Source organism: Thermophilibacter provencensis (genome assembly GCF_030372065.1).
Classification (GTDB): domain Bacteria; phylum Actinomycetota; class Coriobacteriia; order Coriobacteriales; family Atopobiaceae; genus Thermophilibacter; species Thermophilibacter provencensis_A.
The window spans coordinates 1-15,728 of the sequence record NZ_JAUDEA010000012.1 but is presented as its reverse complement, the minus strand read 5'-3'; the positions used below and the strand labels follow the sequence as shown (position 1 = coordinate 15,728).

The window sequence follows — 15,728 nt, the reverse complement described above, 5'->3', positions numbered from 1 at the left end:
GAGGACGGCGTGATCAACTCTTGCAGCAACGGCGCGGACCGGCGTGCCGAGGTGGGCGTCTTTGGCAGCGGTGCATGGGGCCTTGCGCTCGCGCGGCTCTTCTCGCTCCAGGGTCATCACGTGACGGTGTGGTCGGAGTCCGCGCAGACCGTCGAGCGCCTGAGCTCCACGCGCACCATCCCCCTGCCCGGAGACCCGGACCTGCCCACGGAGATTGCTCTCACCACCGAGGTCAAGGACGCGGCGGCCGAGAAGGACGTCATCGTGTTTGTGACCTCGTCGCGCTTTGTGCGCCCGATGGCCGCCCAGGTTGCGCCCTACGTGCGGCCGGACGCGGTTCTCGTCTGCGCCACGAAGGGCCTCGAGGAGAACTCGATGGACACGATGACCGAGGTCATTGCCGACGAGCTCGCCAAGGCGCGCCCGGACGTCCGCCCCGCCGTGGTGGCGCTCTCCGGCCCCAGCCATGCCGAGGAGGTCGCCTTTGACATGCCCACCGCCATCGTGGCGGCGAGCGAGAACGAGGAGGCGGCCCTGCTTGTCCAGCGCCTCTTCTCCAACGAGGTCCTGCGCGTCTACACCAGCTCCGACGTGCGCGGCGTTGAGCTCTGCGGCGCCCTTAAGAACGTGATCGCCCTCGCGTGCGGCATCGCGCGCGGCCTAGGCTTTGGCGACAACTCCTCCGCGGCGCTCGTCACGCGCGGCCTGGCCGAGATGCGCCGCCTGGGCACCGCCCTCGGCTGCGACCCGGAGACCTTCTTCGGCCTTGCCTGCACCGGCGACCTGGTGGTCACGGCCGGCAGCCTGCACAGCCGCAACCTGCGCTGCGGCAAGATGCTCGGCGAGGGCGTGCCCGTTGACGAGGCGGTGGCCAGGGTCGGCGCCGTGGTCGAGGGCCTAAACGCCCTGCCCGCGGTGCTCGAGCTCTCCGAGAAGCTCGGCGTTGAGATGCCCATCTGCGAGATGGTGGGCCTCGTCGTCTCCGGCAAGATCAAGCCCCAGGACGCCACGGCGCTGCTCATGGGCCGCGAGCTCAAGACCGAGACCCCCGACGCGTACCTGTAAGGGTCCTCTCGCTTTTTCGACCTCGCGCGACGGCCATTTTGGCGTGTGATTTGGCGTCAAAAATGGGCGACGCGCGAGGTCGGTTGCCCTAGAGCCGCCATTTACCCAGAAAAAACCTCCGTACAATGCGTTGCCGCGCAATCAGCCGCGCGGTCATCACGCAACGTGCCAAACTGAAAGGCACGACAGGCCCGGGTGGGTAGCCCATGTGTCCCCGGAGGTGCGTGATGAGAAGAAGAGCCCTGTTCCTCTCGCTTGTTTGTGTCGTCCTGACCTGCCTTCTCTGCGTTGCACCCGCGCCCGCGCTTGCCGCGCCGGAGGACCACTCCACCATGGCAACGGCCGAGAAGATCGACATAACCATCAGCGCGTCCCACAGCGCTTACGCTCCGGATGCCAGCGGGGACGTCTGGTACACCTTCTCCGTGCCCAAGACCGGAAGCGTGCTCTTCTCGTTCTCAAGTGCCCCGAGGGAGGGCGCGAGCTGGGAGATCGGCCTCTACGACGCCTCCGGAGAGCTCATCTACAGTCCCGGCGCGCAGGACGTGTCCGCGTACTACGACGTTCCGTATCTGGGCTATGAGGCGGGCACGTACTACCTGCGCATCAGGGTGACCTACGGCGAGCAGGCCGAGAGCTTTGCCTACACCTTCCAGGCGCACTACAGCGAGAATCCCTATGGGGAGACCGAGCGGAACAACACCGCCGCAACGGCGGACGTGATGCTGCTGGGCAACGACCTCTCGGGGAGCACCCTCTCCGCCTCGGACGTGGACTGGTACAAGATCACCCTCGAGGCCGACGAGAACGTCCAGATGCTCATGAACACCTCAACCATCATTGTGGGGGGAGAACCGGGCGCCTGGGATCCCGGCACGGGAAAGTGGCGCGTAACGCTCTATGACTCGCCGTCGGCGCAGGCGGGTGACGTTGTGGCGACCTTTGATCACGACAGCGCGGACGGCACCACCCTGCTGGAGACCAAGCACCTCACCAAGGGAACGTATTACGTCAAGGTTGTGCCGACGGAGTTTGTGCAGTTTGAGGACTACCGCATCACGATGCGCACCTCCGCAGATACGGTGACGATGTATCGCCTCTACAACCAGTGGAGCGGCGAGCACTTCTACACGTCCGACCCCTCCGAGCGCCTAAGTCTGGCCAAGATTGGCTGGACCGACGAGGGCGTGGGCTGGGTCGGCCCCGACTCCGAGTACGGCGAGCCGGTGTACCGCCTCTATAACCCCTACGTTGCGGGCGGGGACCACCACTACACGATGAGCCTCGATGAGTACAACACGCTGGGGAGCCTCGGCTGGCATCGGGAGGGCGTTGGTTGGTACTCCGGTGGCGAGATGCCCATCTATCGGCAGTTCAACCCCTATGCCACCACGGGCACCCACAACTACACGGCAAGCTCTGAGGAGCGCGACGCGCTTGTGAAGCTCGGCTGGCGTGACGAGGGCGTGGCCTGGTACGGTTACAGCAGCTCGTAGCTGCGGTTAGGAGGCTGCCATGCCCGTTCTTGCCGCGTTTGCCGTTCCGCACCCGCCGCTTGCCGTGCCGGGGGTGGGCCATGGCCGGGAGGCGGGCATAGCCGCCACGCTGGCGGCGTATGAGGAGGTCGCGCGTCGCGTGGCCGAGCTCGCGCCGCAGACCATCGTCATCTCGAGCCCGCATATCACGTCCTACCTGGACTACCTGCACATCTCGCCGGGGGCGGGCGCGCATGGGGACTTTGGGGACTTCGGTGACGCTGCGGACGGCTCTGATGTGGCCTATGACCAGGAGTTTGTTCGCGAGCTGACGCGCGCTGCGGAGACTGCGGGCATCCCGGCAGGAACGCGCGGCGAGAGGGACCGCGCGCTCGACTGGGGCGTGCTCGTTCCGCTCCACTTCATCCAGGCGCGCGCCAGCGGGTACCAGGTGGTCCGCATGGGGCTCGCGGGCTTCTCGCCGATTGAGCACTATCGGTTGGGGCGCCTGGTTCAGCAGACGGCGGAACGGCTGGGTCGGCGCGTGGTCTACGTTGCGTCCGGCGACCTCTCGCACAAGCTGGCGGCGGACGGCCCGTATGGCTTCTCGCCCGACGGGCCCGTCTTTGACGAGGCCGTGTGCGAGGCGCTGGCAAGCGGGGACTTTCTCTCGCTGCTCACGATGGGCCCCGGCCTCTGCGAGCGCGCGGCGGAGTGCGGGCTGCGCTCGTTCCAGATCATGGCGGGCGCGCTCGACGGAACGCCAGTGCGCGCGGAGCTGCTCTCGCACGAGGGCCCGTTTGGCGTGGGATACGGCGTGGCGGCCTTCACGCCCACGGGAGTGGCGGGGTCGGAACCGTCGCGCCGCTTTGAGGAGGCCTACCTTGAGTGGCACGAGAGCTCGCTCGCGCAGGTGCGCGCCGCGGAAGATTCGTACGTGCGGCTGGCTCGGGCCTCGCTTGAGCATTACGTGAGAACGCGCACCCATCTGCCCGTTCCGGACGATTTGCCGGCGGAGCTTGCCGGGCGTCGTGCGGGGGCGTTCGTCTCCATCAAGAAGGACGGCCGCCTGCGCGGCTGCATTGGCACCATCGCGCCCGTGCGCGCGAGCCTCGCGGAGGAGATCGTGGAGAACGCGGTCTCTGCCGGCTGCCATGACCCGCGCTTCTCTCCCGTGCGCGAGGAGGAGCTTTCCGAGCTGGTCTACGACGTGGACGTTCTGGGGGAGTCGGAGCCGGTGGTAAGCCGCTCGGAGCTCGACCCGGCGCGTTATGGCGTTATCGTGAGCACGCCGGACGGCCGTCGCGGCCTGCTGCTGCCGTCGCTTGACGGCGTGGACACCGTTGACGAGCAGCTGGAGATTGCGGCGCGCAAAGGCGGCATCTCGCTGGGCGAGAAGAACGTGCGCCTGGAGCGCTTTGAGGTGGTGCGCCACCTATGAGCGCTGGGTGCGCGGCTACGTGCGAGGTCTGCCCGCGCCGCTGCAGGCTGGCGTTGGGGGCGCTTGGCGCGTGCCGCGCGCGGCGCAACGTGGGGAGCGCGGTGGTGGCCGAGAATTACGGTCGCGTGACCTCGCTTGCGCTGGACCCCGTGGAGAAGAAGCCCCTCGCGCGCTTTATGCCGGGGTCGCTGGTGGTGTCTGTGGGCAGCTACGGCTGCAACCTCTCGTGCCCGTTCTGCCAGAACTATGAGATCTCGCAGGTGGGGGAGTGCGGCGTGGGCTGGCGCGAGGTCTCGCCCGAGGAGCTTGCCGCGCTCACGGCGGACGCGGCGGCGCGCGACCCGCGCGTGGCGGGCGTGGCGTTTACGTACAACGAGCCACTCGTGGGCTGGGAGTACGTGCGGGATGCGGCGCGCGCGGCCCGCGAGCGGGGCCTCGTGAGCGTCTTGGTTTCAAACGGGTGCGCTGAGCTGGGCGTCATTGACGAGCTGGCGCCGCTGATCGATGCCGCCAACATTGACCTCAAGGGCTTCTCGCCGGCGTTTTACCAGGCGTGCGGCATGCCTGATGGGACCGCGGCGCTGGGCGCGGTGCGCGCGGCGATCGAGCGGCTGGCGGAGGAGCCCGGCTGCCACCTTGAGGTGACCACGCTGGTGGTGCCGGGCATGAACGACTCTGAGGACGATGTGGGCGCCATCGCCGCGTGGCTGGCCGGGCTCAACGGCGGGCGCGGAGCCGGGGAGATCGTGCATCACGTGACCCGCTTCTTCCCGCGCTGGCGAATGGCGGACTCCGCTCCCACGCCGGTCGAGACGCTGCGCGCCCTGGCAGACGTCTCGCGGAGGCATCTTTGCCACGTGTTTCTCGGCAACGTCTGAGCGCGGGCGGCCGATGCCCCGAGGGTGCCGCCCCTAGCCCCGCACCTCGTCCACGTAGGACGGCCGCTCAACGAGGGCGCCCTGAGCGTCGTCGATGGCCAGGCGCAGCTCGCCCGCGCGGTCCACGTACTGCTGCAGCACGTAGCGCAGGTCGGGCTCGGCCAGCTTGAAGAGCAGCTCCTCGGCGGCGTCCACGTTGGTCCCAAAGCGCTCCGGCTTGCAGCTCGCCTCGGCGAGGTCGACGATTCGCTCAAAAGTGCGACGCTCGTCGTCCCTCACCTCGCGCAGGCGCACCAGCAGCTCCAGCTGCTCCAGCTCGCACATGAGCGCCCACAGGCAGAAGAGCATGCGCTCGGCTGCCTCCCGATACTGGGCGAGCTCCGCGATCTCCGGGTTCTTCTCGCTGTCTGCGCCGAGCTCCTCCACAAATCCCGCGGCTCGCGAGTGCACCATCTGAAAGTGAAGCAGCGCCTCGGATGAGACCACTGTGTCTACGCGCTCGTCCAGCGTGGTGCGCACGAGCTCCCACGAGCGCGCGACCATGTCGACCATCTGACGCATGTTGGCCACAAAGAGCCGGCGGTCCGAGGTGGGGCACACCAGTCGGTTGACCAGCGCCACGGTGAGGATGGCCAGGACCAGGCTGCCGAGGCGCATTGAGGTGGCATAGGCGTCGTCAATGGAGACGGAGGCCATGCTCACGGCGTAGGCGGTGGCAAAGAACGCCGAGGTCACGCTGCCCGGGGTGGAGGCGTAGAGAGGCGCGATGAGCACCATGCCCAGCACGGTGACGGCGGCGGGCCCTAGGTTGAGCAGCGCGAGCGCGTGCACAAAGACGCAGCCGATGGCGGTGCCGATCATGCGGGTGCGCATGCGGCGCGAGCTCTCGTCCGGGAAGGGTTGCAGCAGCAGGAACGCGTGGAGCACGTACCAGTAGAGGTGGTCCAGGGGCAGGAGCAGGTTGGAGAGGCAGCTCACGGCCAGCACGGCGCCGCAGCGCAGCGAGAAGCGCATCTCAAAGGAGTCCAGGCTCGGCCGCTTGCGAAAGAGCGCCACGCGGGCGCGGCCCGAGGGCGTGAGATGCCAGACGCGCTGGTACGGATCGGCCGCGGTGCGCAGGATGAGAACGACCATGTTGAGGTAGCTCTGGTAGAAGATGCGGAAGCGGTCCTCCGGGATGTGGGCATTGGAGAGAAGCGCGCGGGCGCGGGGGAGAAGGCGCTGGCAGGCATTTTGATCGCCCCCGTCCTTGAGGGCGACGTCGAGCTCGCGCGTGAGGGAGGCGAGCTCGCGCAGACAGGTGGCGTGCAACTCCGAGCCGTGGGCAGACCAGTCCAGGTTTCCCGTGAGGTAGGCCGTGCGCTGCGCGAGCGTGGCAAGCATGTCGAGCAGGTTCGTGGTGCGCGCGGGTGCGGAGGAGTCCTCGCGGGCGGTGTAGGCAAGCTCGGCCAGCTCACGACGAACGTCGAGCAACTCCTGGCTGAGGATGGGGCCCACGCCGCCGCTGGCAATGCGATCGAGGTCGTCCGCGAGGCGGCGGACGTTGGCGTGGAGGGACTCTCGAGCCGCTCGCGCGGGGTGCGCGACCAGGCCCGCAACAAGCAGCACGGCCGAGAGCAGGGCGCAGCTCACGGCGAGGACCGCCGCCTGGGTGGCAAACGTCTCGATAAGATTCTCCGGTCGCAGCTCGAGGAAGGCAAAGAGCATGGTGTAGGGGAAGTATCGGCGCGGGTTGAGCTGCGAGGAGCGCATGTACACCAGGATGAAGGGCATGCACAGGTTGACGAGCGCGCAGAGCACGGGGTTTGCCACGGCGAGCCGCGCCGCCACCAGCGCAAGGGCGCTCACGAGGAAGAAGCGCGCGTACTGGCCGGGTGGGTTGTACTTGCCAAAGCGCACCTCAAAGAGGGTGGTGTAGGGGGAGACCACCAGGAGGTAGGTGTCGCCAAAGGCGAGGCTGACCACCCAGAAGAGGGCGATGAAGAACAGAATCGTGGGCAGGGTGCGGACGAGCTTTGTCCGCTTGTCGTCAGCCCACGCTGTGATCTGCTCTCTGTCCATCGCACGCCCCTCGCCGCCTCATTTGATGATAGCGAAGGTTGGACAGGGCAAATGGGCGCGGCGCCGGTGATTGAAGTTGAAAAAGGCCCTTCGTGTAGCGCCCGGCGCCGCCAGCGAGGAATCTGCCGCTTCGTGTAGCGTCAAAATGGGGTGATTTGGCCGTTCGCCCGAGTATCAAATAGAGAAAGCCCAGTTCGCTACTTTGCCACCCCCTGAAATCACGCTACACGAAGCGGCAGATTCCTCGCCGGAGAGATCGGGCGCTACACGAGAGGTGAAAATACAACGGCGGCGCACCAAAAGCCGGCCAGGTGCCTACAGTCCCATCGCCTGCATCACAAACATGATCACCGTGAGCACGGTCACGGCCACGATGGTGAACCACGTGAGCGCGTTCCACACGCGACCGTTGGCAAAGCGCCCCATCACGTGCTTGTCGCTCGCGATGAGCACCATGAAGACGAGAAGCACGGGCAGCAACACGCCGTTGATGACCTGCGCGATCATCATGATGCCAAAGAGGTTGACGTTGGGCATCATGACCACCACGGCGGAGATCGCGATAACGCCCGTGATGATGCCGCGGTAGGCGGGCGCCTCGCCCCAGCTGCGGTCCGCGCCGCGCTCCCAGCCAAACGCCTCGCAGATGGCGCTCGAGGTGATGCCGGGCAGCACGCACGCCGCCAAGAAGGACGCGCCCGTGAGGCCCGCGCCAAAGAGCACCTCGGCGTAATCTCCCACGAGCGGCGCGAGCGCGGCCGCGGCATCCTCGGCTCCGCTCACGGAAATGCCGGCGGGGTGCAGCACGGCGCCGGTGGTGAGGATGATGAACCACGAGATGACGCTTGCAGCAACGGCACCGGTCACGGTGTCGATGCGCTGGTAGGGGAGGTCCTCTGCATGCGCGTTCTTCTCGACCACGTTGGACTGCGCCAGGAAGAGCATCCAGGGTGCGATGGCCGTGCCCACGCTTGCCACGAGCAGCGAGAGGTACTGTGGCGTGGCCTCGACGTGCGGGATCACGGTGTGCAGGAGCGCGTCTCTCCAGTTGGGGCCCACCATAACGCCGGCCACAATATAGGTCACAAACACGCACGCAATGGCCAGGAGCACCTTCTCTATGCGGCGATACGAGCCGCTCATCGTGAGCAGCCAAATGGCGAGCGCCGCCACCGGCACGCTCACATAGACGGGCACGTCAAAGAGCGCGAGCGCCGAGGCGATGCCCGCGAACTCGGACAGCGTGACCGTGGTGTTTGAGACGAGGAGCGCGAGCATGGCCACGGCGGAGAGGCGCACGCCAAACTTCTCGCGGATGAGCGACGCCAGGCCCTTGCCCGTGACGCAGCCCATGCGTGCCGCGGTCTCCTGCGCAACGATGAGCAGGAAGCACATCACCGGCACGGTCCAGAGCTGCATGAACCCAAAGAGCGCGCCGGCGTTGGAGTAGGTTGCCACGCCGCCCGCGTCCGCGCCGGCGAGCGCCGCCACCATGCCCGGGCCCATGGCCGCGAGGATGAGCCTCAGCTTGAGCGATGAAAAGTGACCGTCACTTTTCATCATCACGCCACCAGAACGACGAGGGTGAACACTACCACGGCTACGAGCATGGCCACGGCGGAGAGGGTGAAGCCCGAGGTCTCCTTGTTATGTGCGTCTCGGTGGCGAAGGACGGCCAGGTAGATGGGCGTAAAAGCAAACGAGAGGAACGTGGAGACCGCCGCCGCGACGCCACCCGTGGTGAGCGCCGCGCCCAGCCCCTCAAGCGAGGGGTCCACGGTGGGCACGGCCGGGGACGCCATGATGCTCTCGAGCGCGAGCACGATGAGCGCGACGAGCGCCCCGAGCACCGCGCCGATGCCGATGCCGCGGAACGTGAAGCCGATCATCGAGGGCGAGTCCTCGTCGTCCGGGTCGTTCTCCAGGAAGAAGTTGGTGACGTAGCTTACGGAGTCATCCGCCAGAACGAGTGCCGCGGCGAGCGGGATGGACACGGCGAGCGTCTCCTGCAGGCCCAGCCTGCCGCCCACGGCCAGCGCGACCGCAATCACGCCCAGGGCCCAGAGCGCCACCCACGCGTTGCGACGCACGAGCCAGATGAGCGCGCTCGCGTGTCCGGAGTCGTCGCCCTCGGTGCCGCCGGCCACGCGCAGGTCCTCGGCGTGCTCCTCCTCCAGGACGTCGAGCGCGTCGTCAACGGTGACGATGCCCAGCAGGCGCCCCTCGTCGTTGACGACGGGCATGGCCAGCAGGTTGTACTTCGCAATGTCCTCGGCCACGTCCTCCTGGTCGTCCTCGGGGCTGGCCGTGACCAGGTCCTCGGTGGCAAGCTCGGAGAGGCGCGTCTCGGCGGGCGCCACGATGAGGGCGTTGAGCGTCACCACGCCGGAGAGCTTGCCGTCCTCGTCCGTGAGGTAGACGTAGCGCACGGACTCAAAGTCCTCGTCCAGGCCGCGCAGCAGCTCGACGGCGTCGGCCACGGTGGCGGTCTCGGTGATGCTCGCCACCTCCGAGGTCATGATGCGGCCCGCGGTGTTCTCTCGGTAGCCCAGGAGCTGGCGGATGGCGCGCTGCTCCTGGACGCCCATCAGGCGCAGGAGCTTCTCGGCCTTGTCGTAGTCGAGCTCGCTCACCAGCTCGGCGGCGTCGTCCGGGTCCATCTCGGAGAGCATGCGCGAGGCGTCCGTCTCGGTGAGGTTGCCCATGAGCTCGGCGGCCATGGCGTCGTCGTCAAACTCGGCCATCGCGCCGGCGCGCTGCTCGTCGTCCAGCTGCGCAAAGACCTGGCCGCGCAGGCGCGGGTCCAGCCGCTCGATGATGTCCGCGATGTCGGCAGGGTGCATGTCGTCGAGCGTCTTGTGGGACACGGAGAGCTTGACGTTTGAGAGGTCGCGCTCCACGAGGTCCATGTAGCTCCACGCGATAATCTTCTCGGGCAGCGGGTGGCCAAAGGTGCGGCACACGCGCAGCGCCACGCGCTCGAGGGCGGGGTGGAGGCTGCGGAGAAGTCCGCGCGCGCCCACCTCGGCGCCCAGCAGGCGCAGCTGGGTTGAGCTGGTGTCCGAGAGCTTGAGGTCGTTCACGCGCACGACGCGCATGCCGTGGGTGTCCACGATCTGCTTGTTCAAGATGTCGCGGGCGAGAAGGACCTCGTCCGGCTGCAGGTACGAGAAGCGCAGGTCGGTGGCTATGACCTTGAGGTGGACCTCATTCTCGTCGTAGGTGTCCACGAACTTGCGCCAAGAGATCATGATCGGCGTGCGGCCGGGCCCCATGAAGGCCAGACTCGTGATGCGGGGAAAGACCTCGCCGGTGGCGATGCCGAGGTCGGAGACCGTGCCGACCTTCTCGCCGTCGGCGTCAAGAACGGGGTTGCCCAAGAGCTGGGACAGGTAGATCATGTGCGCTCCTTACGTGCGTTTGCGTCGGCGACGCGCACGGGAGCGCGCCGCAGGGTCATCGACGGTGAGGTCGAGGTTTCATGCGGACCTTTCTCTTGGACGGATTTTCCGGTTGCCATTGTAGCCGATGCGGGACTGGTGAGGCGGTCTGTCAAAGGGGGACGTGTTTTTTCTCTCAGAGCTTTCGGGACGGGCCCGCGGGGGGCAAGGGGCCGTCCCGAAAGCTCTGAGAGAAAAAACACGTCCCCCTTTGACAGACCGGACTGTGTCCGGTGGGGTCGCTATCATTGAGTGGTCGAGAGGAGACCGGGTGTCCGTTGCCAGAAAGATCGCGCGCGTTGCGGCGGGCGTTGCCGCCGTTGGCGTGGTGGGCGCGCTTGCCGCCGCCACGGTTGCGATGGCGTTCTTTGGCGACACGGTGAACTCCTACCTCGGCCTCGACAGGGTCAACGTGACGGACGAGGAGCGCGAGGCCACCATGGCCGCCGGCCGCGCCCTGGCGGAGCGCGTGGAGGCCGAGGGCATTGTCCTGCTGCGCAACGAGGACGACGCCCTGCCGATGCCCTCCGCGCTCACGAAGGTCAACGTCTTTGGCTGGGCGTCCACGCAGTGGGTGGGCTCGGGCTCCGGGTCCGGCCAGGTCACGGGCTCCGTGATGGGACTTCTCGACGCGCTCGCCGAGCGGGGCGTGACGTACAACCACGAGCTCACGGACATGTACCGCAGCTTCTACGGCGAGCGCGCGTACAAGGGCGCGGGCGCGCTCAACAGCAAGGCGTCGGAGTACTGCCGCCTCTACGAGCCAAAGATCACCGACAAGAGCTGCTATTCCGATGAACTTCTCGCCAACGCGGAGAAGTTCTCGGGCGCGGCGATCGTGGTCATTGGGCGCGTGATGGGCGAGTCAATAGACGCGCCGGCGGCCCAGTACAAGGTGTGCGAGCGCGGCGGCAAGGTGGACGTGGACGTGACCCGCGGCTACCTGGAGCTCAGCCGCGAGGAGGAGGCGCTGCTGCGCTACGTGGGCGCCACGTACGACCGCGTGGTCGTGGTGGTCAACTCCACCAACACGATGGAGCTCGGCGAGCTGGAGACAATCCCCGGCATTGACGCCGCGCTGCTCGTGGGCACCACCGGTGAGGTGGGGGCGCGCGCCGTGGCGGACGTGCTCTGGGGAGACGTGAACCCCTCCGGCCGCACGGCGGACACCTTTGCCTACGACTTCACAACGGCTGCAAGCTGGGCAAACTCGGGCGCCATGGGCGAGGGCATCTACACCAACGGCGCGGGCCTCTACCCGGCGGACGGCACGATCAACGTCAACGTGGGCGTTTCCGAGACCTACGACGCGGTGCGCTTTGTGGACTACGCCGAGGGCATCTACGTGGGGTATCGCTGGTACGAGACCGCGGATGCCGAGGGCTTTTGGGACGGCGAGAAGAACGAGCACGGCAGCGGCTACGAGGCCGTGGTGCAGTACCCGTTTGGCTACGGCCTCAGCTACACGGACTTCTCGTGGGAGGTCGTGGACCGCAGTCATGCGGACGGCGCCGCGGCGGCGCGCGACTCCGAGGTCTCGCTCACCGTGCGCGTGACCAATACCGGCGAGGTGGCGGGGCGTGACGTGGTGCAGCTCTATTGCTCGCCGCCGTACACGCCTGGTGGCATCGAGAAGGCCTCCACGGTGCTTGTGGCGTTTGCCAAGACCGGGCTGCTCGAGCCCGGGGAGAGCCAGGACGTGACGCTCTCCTTCACGCTGGACGACGTTGCGTCCTATGACTGCTACGACGCCAACAAAAACGGTTTCACCGGCTACGAGCTGGAGCGCGGCGGCTACGTGGTGGAGCTCAAGCGTGACGCGCACACGTTGGCAGCCTGCGACGGGGCTCGCGCGGAGGTGCGCCTGCCCGCGGACGTGCGCTGCGAGAAGGACCTCCAGACGGGCGCCACCGTGGAGAACCGCTTTACCGGCGAGACGGCCGTCGACGGCGTCTCCGTGGACGGCTCGGACTCCGGGGCGGACATCCGCTACCTCACGCGCGCGGACTTTGCGGGCACCTTCCCGCGAACGTGCAGCGCGGACCGCGAGATGACGGCCAATGTCTCCGCACTCAACCTCTATGACGAGCAGCAGGTCGAGGCCGATGCCCGCCGCTACGAGGACGATCTTCTCGACTCCTTTGAGCAGCCCGGGAGCGCCGGCGCGGGACGCCACTGGCGGCTCTCATCGGGCGGCTCGCTCACGAAGCTGGGCGCGGAGCTGGGCGAGGACTACGACGACCCGCGTTGGGAGATCGTGCTCGACTACCTCTCCCTCGAGGACATGGAGCGCCTGGTCCTTCACGGCTACCTGGCAACGGCGCGCATCGACGGCGTGGGAAAGCCGCTCACCAAGGAGGTGGACGGCCCGGCGCAGGTTGGGTCGTTCAACCAGCTCACGTACGGCGTGGGCTATCCGGCGCCCTCCGCGCTGGCCCAGACGTGGAACGCCGGGCTCGCGCGCGAGTACGGGGCGCAGCTCGGGCGCGAGGCGGCCGTTCTGGGCGTGGACGGGCTCTACGCGCCGTGCGCCAACGTCCACCGTACGCCGCTGGGCGGGCGCAACTACGAGTACTTCTCCGAGGACCCGCTGGTGTGCGGGACCATGGCGGCCGAGGTGGTGTCTGGCGCGCACGAGACGGGCACGTACTGCTACCTCAAGCACTTTGCCGTGAACAACCAGGACTCCTACCGGGACTCGCTCTACACCTGGCTCACCGAGCAGACCCTGCGCGAGCTCTACCTCCGGCCGTTCCAGCTCGCCGTGGAGGGCGGGGCCACGGGCCTCATGACCTCGTACAACCGCATTGGCGCGGTGTGGGCGGGCGGGAGCTACGCGCTGCTCACGGACGTGCTGCGCGGCGAGTGGGGCTTCGAGGGCTCCGTCATCACGGACTACGCCGACCACCAGCAGTACATGAGCGCCGACCAGGCCTTGCGTTCCGGCGGGGACCTCTTCATGGACGGCGTCTTCCGCAACGGGTCCTTCTCGTTTGGCTATACGCAGGACGAGCTCTCTCGCGCACGGGGGACGGACGAGGCGGCGCGCGCCACGAGCTACCTCTCCAATCTGCGCCGGGCCTCGAAAAACGTGCTCTACACGTGGCTTAACGCGCGGGTGGCGTGCCCGGAGCGGCCCATGAAGCTGGAGGCGTCAAAGTATCTGGTTGCGGCGCTGGCCTTGGCGGATACGGCCGCTGTGCTGGGGATTGTTTGCTGGGCGCGCGTGGCGCTCGGGCGAAGGCGCGTGCGGCGGCAGTAGCGCCGGGGCGCGGCGGCAGGGCGCGCATGGCGGAGGAGGAGGGATTCGAACCCTCGGAACGGGGGTTACCCGCTCGACGGTTTTCAAGACCGCTGCAATCAACCACTCTGCCACTCCTCCGAGTGCGCAGCACTAGTATCCTACCCCATGTGGGACGCGAGCGCGAGGAGGCGCAATGGACGCCAGCGAGAAGAACGACGAGAAGTACATGCGCCTGGCGCTCGAGGAGGCCGAGCTGGCCGCCGCCGAGGGCGAGGTTCCCATCGGCGCCGTGGTGGTGTGCGACGGCGAGGTGGTGGCCAGCGCGCACAACCGCCGCGAGAACGACCTCGACCCGTCGGCGCACGCCGAGTTCACGGCCATGGTCGCCGCGTCGAGGGCGCTGGGCCGCTGGCGGCTCACAGGGTGCACGGTGTACGTGACGCTGGAGCCGTGCCTCATGTGCGCGGGCCTCATGGTGAACGGGCGCATCGACCGCTGCGTGTACGGGGCGGCCGACCCCAAGGGCGGCGCGCTCGGCACGCTCTTTGACGTGAGCCACGACCCGCGGCTCAACCACGCGTTTGAGGTGACGCCCGGCGTGCTCGCGGACGAGGCCGCCGAGCAGCTGCGGAGCTTCTTCCGGGCGCGGAGGCGCCGCGCGTGACGCACTTCTCGCCGGCGCTGCGGCGCGCTCCTAAAGGGGGTCGCTGCCCGATCTGAGGATTCTGAGATATGGCTCGTAGGTAAAGATTCGATACCGTTTCTTTGAGCTGTCGCGCTGCACGAGTATTCCCAGCTTAGTCATCGCCCGAATGAGGGAGTTGGCCCCCGAGGTGCTGAGCCCTAGACGCTCTGCGATATACGACGCGTCCAGGATGGGGCTGCCTTCCAGAAGCTCCAGGAGGCGCAGCGCGTTTGCCGAACCGCGACCCATCGATGAGAGCACGAGGCGCTCCGTTGAGGAGCGAAGCTCTGCCAGCGCTCGCATGGAGTCACGCGCGTCAAGGGCGCTCTCGAGTAGGCAATCGCAGAAGAACGCAATCCATCCCTCGTAATCGCCCGTCTCGCGCACGCTGGTCAGGCGATCGTAGTATTCCGCGCGGCGCAGCTTGAGCTCGTAGGAGGGATAGAGCACGGGTAGCTCGAGAATGCCGTCGTTCATGAGGGAAAGCGTGATGAGGAGCCTTCCGATTCTGCCGTTGCCGTCAAGGAACGGGTGGATGGTCTCAAATTGATAATGGGCGAGCCCCGCCTTGACGATGGGATCGAGGGCGTGCTCCTCGTTGAGAAAAACCTCGAGGTCGGAAAGGGCATCCCTCATGTCATCAACGTTGGGGGGCACGTAGGCGGCCTCTTTGAGGGTGCATCCGTTTGGGCCAATCCAGTTCTGCGAGGTACGGAGCTCACCGGGGTGCTTTTCAGATTCGCGAACACTCTCAAGCAGGGTCTTGTGCACTGTCCGCAGAAGTCGGGTGCAGAGTGGCATGGAACCCATGAGCTCAACGGCGCGCTCCGTCGCCGAGACATAGTTGATTACGTCTTCGAGGTCTCGGCTCGCGTTCTTCTCGTTCTCCGGGTCAAGAACGTCGTCAAAGGTGCATTGGGTTCCTTCAATCTGAGAAGAGAGGAGCGCCTCTTTTCGCACGTACATGGTGAGATACATGCCCACGTTTGGGATAAAGCGCGCCATGCCTTGCATCTCGCCGAGAAGTGCGCGGCAGTCGGAGATTGCGCGCTGCGTCCTGTTGCTCAGAGATAGGGACGGCAACTCTGCAGGCTCGAGGGAAGAAAGGATAGGCAGGCAAGCTCTCCGGAGAGGTTGCGCCGCAGGCTCCCTTGTCTTCCGGGGTGGATGGCTTCAAGCACGGAATCCTCCTAAGAGCGAATTAATGAAATAATACGTTCTTAGAATAGTAACCGTGTCAGTAAGAGCACGTTCGTGTTCTTAGAGAGACCACGGATTCCCTAAGAACGAATTAGGTTTGCAAGTCGTTCTTAGGGAATCTCATTTTGGTACCCTTCTCGCCAGGTGTTCTGAAAATCGGGGGTACGGCACGGGCGGGTTTTCGCGACCTGCGGCTTTTCTCGCCGGCGTCCTGAAAAATGGGGCTGTGGCACGTGCGG

10 protein-coding genes and 1 tRNA gene are annotated in these 15,728 nt (G+C 66.7%); 6 read left to right on the top strand and 5 right to left on the bottom strand.

Annotation, left to right across the window (positions count from 1 at the left end):
• The first annotated feature begins 9 nt into the window (after window positions 1–9).
• The 4 genes from QUW25_RS07730 to amrS all read left to right on the top strand — a co-directional run bounded on the left by QUW25_RS07730 (window position 10) and on the right by amrS (window position 4,859).
• On the top strand, window positions 10–1,065 hold the full coding sequence (locus QUW25_RS07730) for an NAD(P)H-dependent glycerol-3-phosphate dehydrogenase (protein ID WP_289511634.1): 1,056 nt from the start codon (window positions 10–12) through the stop codon (window positions 1,063–1,065).
• 227 nt (window positions 1,066–1,292) lie between these two features.
• Complete coding sequence (locus QUW25_RS07725; protein ID WP_289511633.1) at window positions 1,293–2,561, top strand: hypothetical protein; 1,269 nt, start codon at window positions 1,293–1,295, stop codon at window positions 2,559–2,561.
• A 19-nt stretch (window positions 2,562–2,580) separates the two neighbouring features.
• Window positions 2,581–3,981: an AmmeMemoRadiSam system protein A gene (gene amrA, locus QUW25_RS07720; RefSeq protein ID WP_289511632.1), complete on the top strand. Its 1,401-nt coding sequence runs from the start codon at window positions 2,581–2,583 to the stop codon at window positions 3,979–3,981.
• A complete protein-coding gene (gene amrS, locus QUW25_RS07715) occupies window positions 3,978–4,859 on the top strand; it encodes an AmmeMemoRadiSam system radical SAM enzyme (protein ID WP_289511631.1) in 882 nt (293 codons plus the stop codon). The genes amrA and amrS overlap by 4 nt, the downstream gene beginning before the upstream one ends.
• Before the next feature lie 33 nt (window positions 4,860–4,892).
• On the opposite strand, the gene QUW25_RS07710 is transcribed toward amrS, so the two are convergent.
• The 3 genes from QUW25_RS07710 to QUW25_RS07700 form a co-directional block, all read right to left on the bottom strand.
• Entirely contained in the window at window positions 4,893–6,920 is a 2,028-nt protein-coding gene (locus tag QUW25_RS07710) for an FUSC family protein (protein ID WP_289511630.1), read from the bottom strand.
• 315 nt (window positions 6,921–7,235) lie between these two features.
• Complete coding sequence (locus QUW25_RS07705) at window positions 7,236–8,483, bottom strand: Nramp family divalent metal transporter (RefSeq protein WP_289511629.1); 1,248 nt, start codon at window positions 8,481–8,483, stop codon at window positions 7,236–7,238.
• Window positions 8,483–10,321, bottom strand: coding sequence for a magnesium transporter (locus QUW25_RS07700; RefSeq protein ID WP_289511628.1), 1,839 nt, complete (start codon window positions 10,319–10,321; stop codon window positions 8,483–8,485). Before QUW25_RS07700 ends, QUW25_RS07705 begins: the two co-directional genes overlap by 1 nt.
• Window positions 10,322–10,631: 310 nt before the next feature.
• Here QUW25_RS07700 and QUW25_RS07695 point away from each other — a divergent pair, with 310 nt between their 5' ends.
• Entirely contained in the window at window positions 10,632–13,622 is a 2,991-nt protein-coding gene (locus QUW25_RS07695) for a beta-glucosidase (protein WP_289511627.1), read from the top strand.
• A 27-nt stretch (window positions 13,623–13,649) separates the two neighbouring features.
• Here the strand turns inward: QUW25_RS07695 and QUW25_RS07690 are convergent.
• Window positions 13,650–13,742 (bottom strand) — tRNA-Ser (locus QUW25_RS07690).
• A gap of 55 nt (window positions 13,743–13,797) precedes the next feature.
• Between QUW25_RS07690 and tadA the strand changes: the two genes are divergently transcribed.
• Window positions 13,798–14,268: a tRNA adenosine(34) deaminase TadA gene (gene tadA / locus QUW25_RS07685; protein WP_289511626.1), complete on the top strand. Its 471-nt coding sequence runs from the start codon at window positions 13,798–13,800 to the stop codon at window positions 14,266–14,268.
• A gap of 30 nt (window positions 14,269–14,298) precedes the next feature.
• Here the strand turns inward: tadA and QUW25_RS07680 are convergent, their stop codons facing one another.
• Window positions 14,299–15,372 (bottom strand): Fic family protein, encoded by a 1,074-nt coding sequence (locus QUW25_RS07680; protein ID WP_289511625.1) that lies wholly within the window; start codon window positions 15,370–15,372, stop codon window positions 14,299–14,301.
• Window positions 15,373–15,728 lie beyond the last annotated feature (356 nt).

What these genes read in the sequence shown, in the direction of transcription:
- QUW25_RS07710 (WP_289511630.1), bottom strand. Translation starts at nt 6,920, where the DNA reads ATGGACAGAGAGCAGATCACAGCGTGGGCTGACGACAAGCGGACAAAG.
- amrA (WP_289511632.1), top strand. Translation starts at nt 2,581, where the DNA reads ATGCCCGTTCTTGCCGCGTTTGCCGTTCCGCACCCGCCGCTTGCCGTG.
- tadA (WP_289511626.1), top strand. Translation starts at nt 13,798, where the DNA reads ATGGACGCCAGCGAGAAGAACGACGAGAAGTACATGCGCCTGGCGCTC.
- amrS (WP_289511631.1), top strand. Translation starts at nt 3,978, where the DNA reads ATGAGCGCTGGGTGCGCGGCTACGTGCGAGGTCTGCCCGCGCCGCTGC.
- QUW25_RS07705 (WP_289511629.1), bottom strand. Translation starts at nt 8,483, where the DNA reads ATGATGAAAAGTGACGGTCACTTTTCATCGCTCAAGCTGAGGCTCATC.
- QUW25_RS07700 (WP_289511628.1), bottom strand. Translation starts at nt 10,321, where the DNA reads ATGATCTACCTGTCCCAGCTCTTGGGCAACCCCGTTCTTGACGCCGAC.
- QUW25_RS07725 (WP_289511633.1), top strand. Translation starts at nt 1,293, where the DNA reads ATGAGAAGAAGAGCCCTGTTCCTCTCGCTTGTTTGTGTCGTCCTGACC.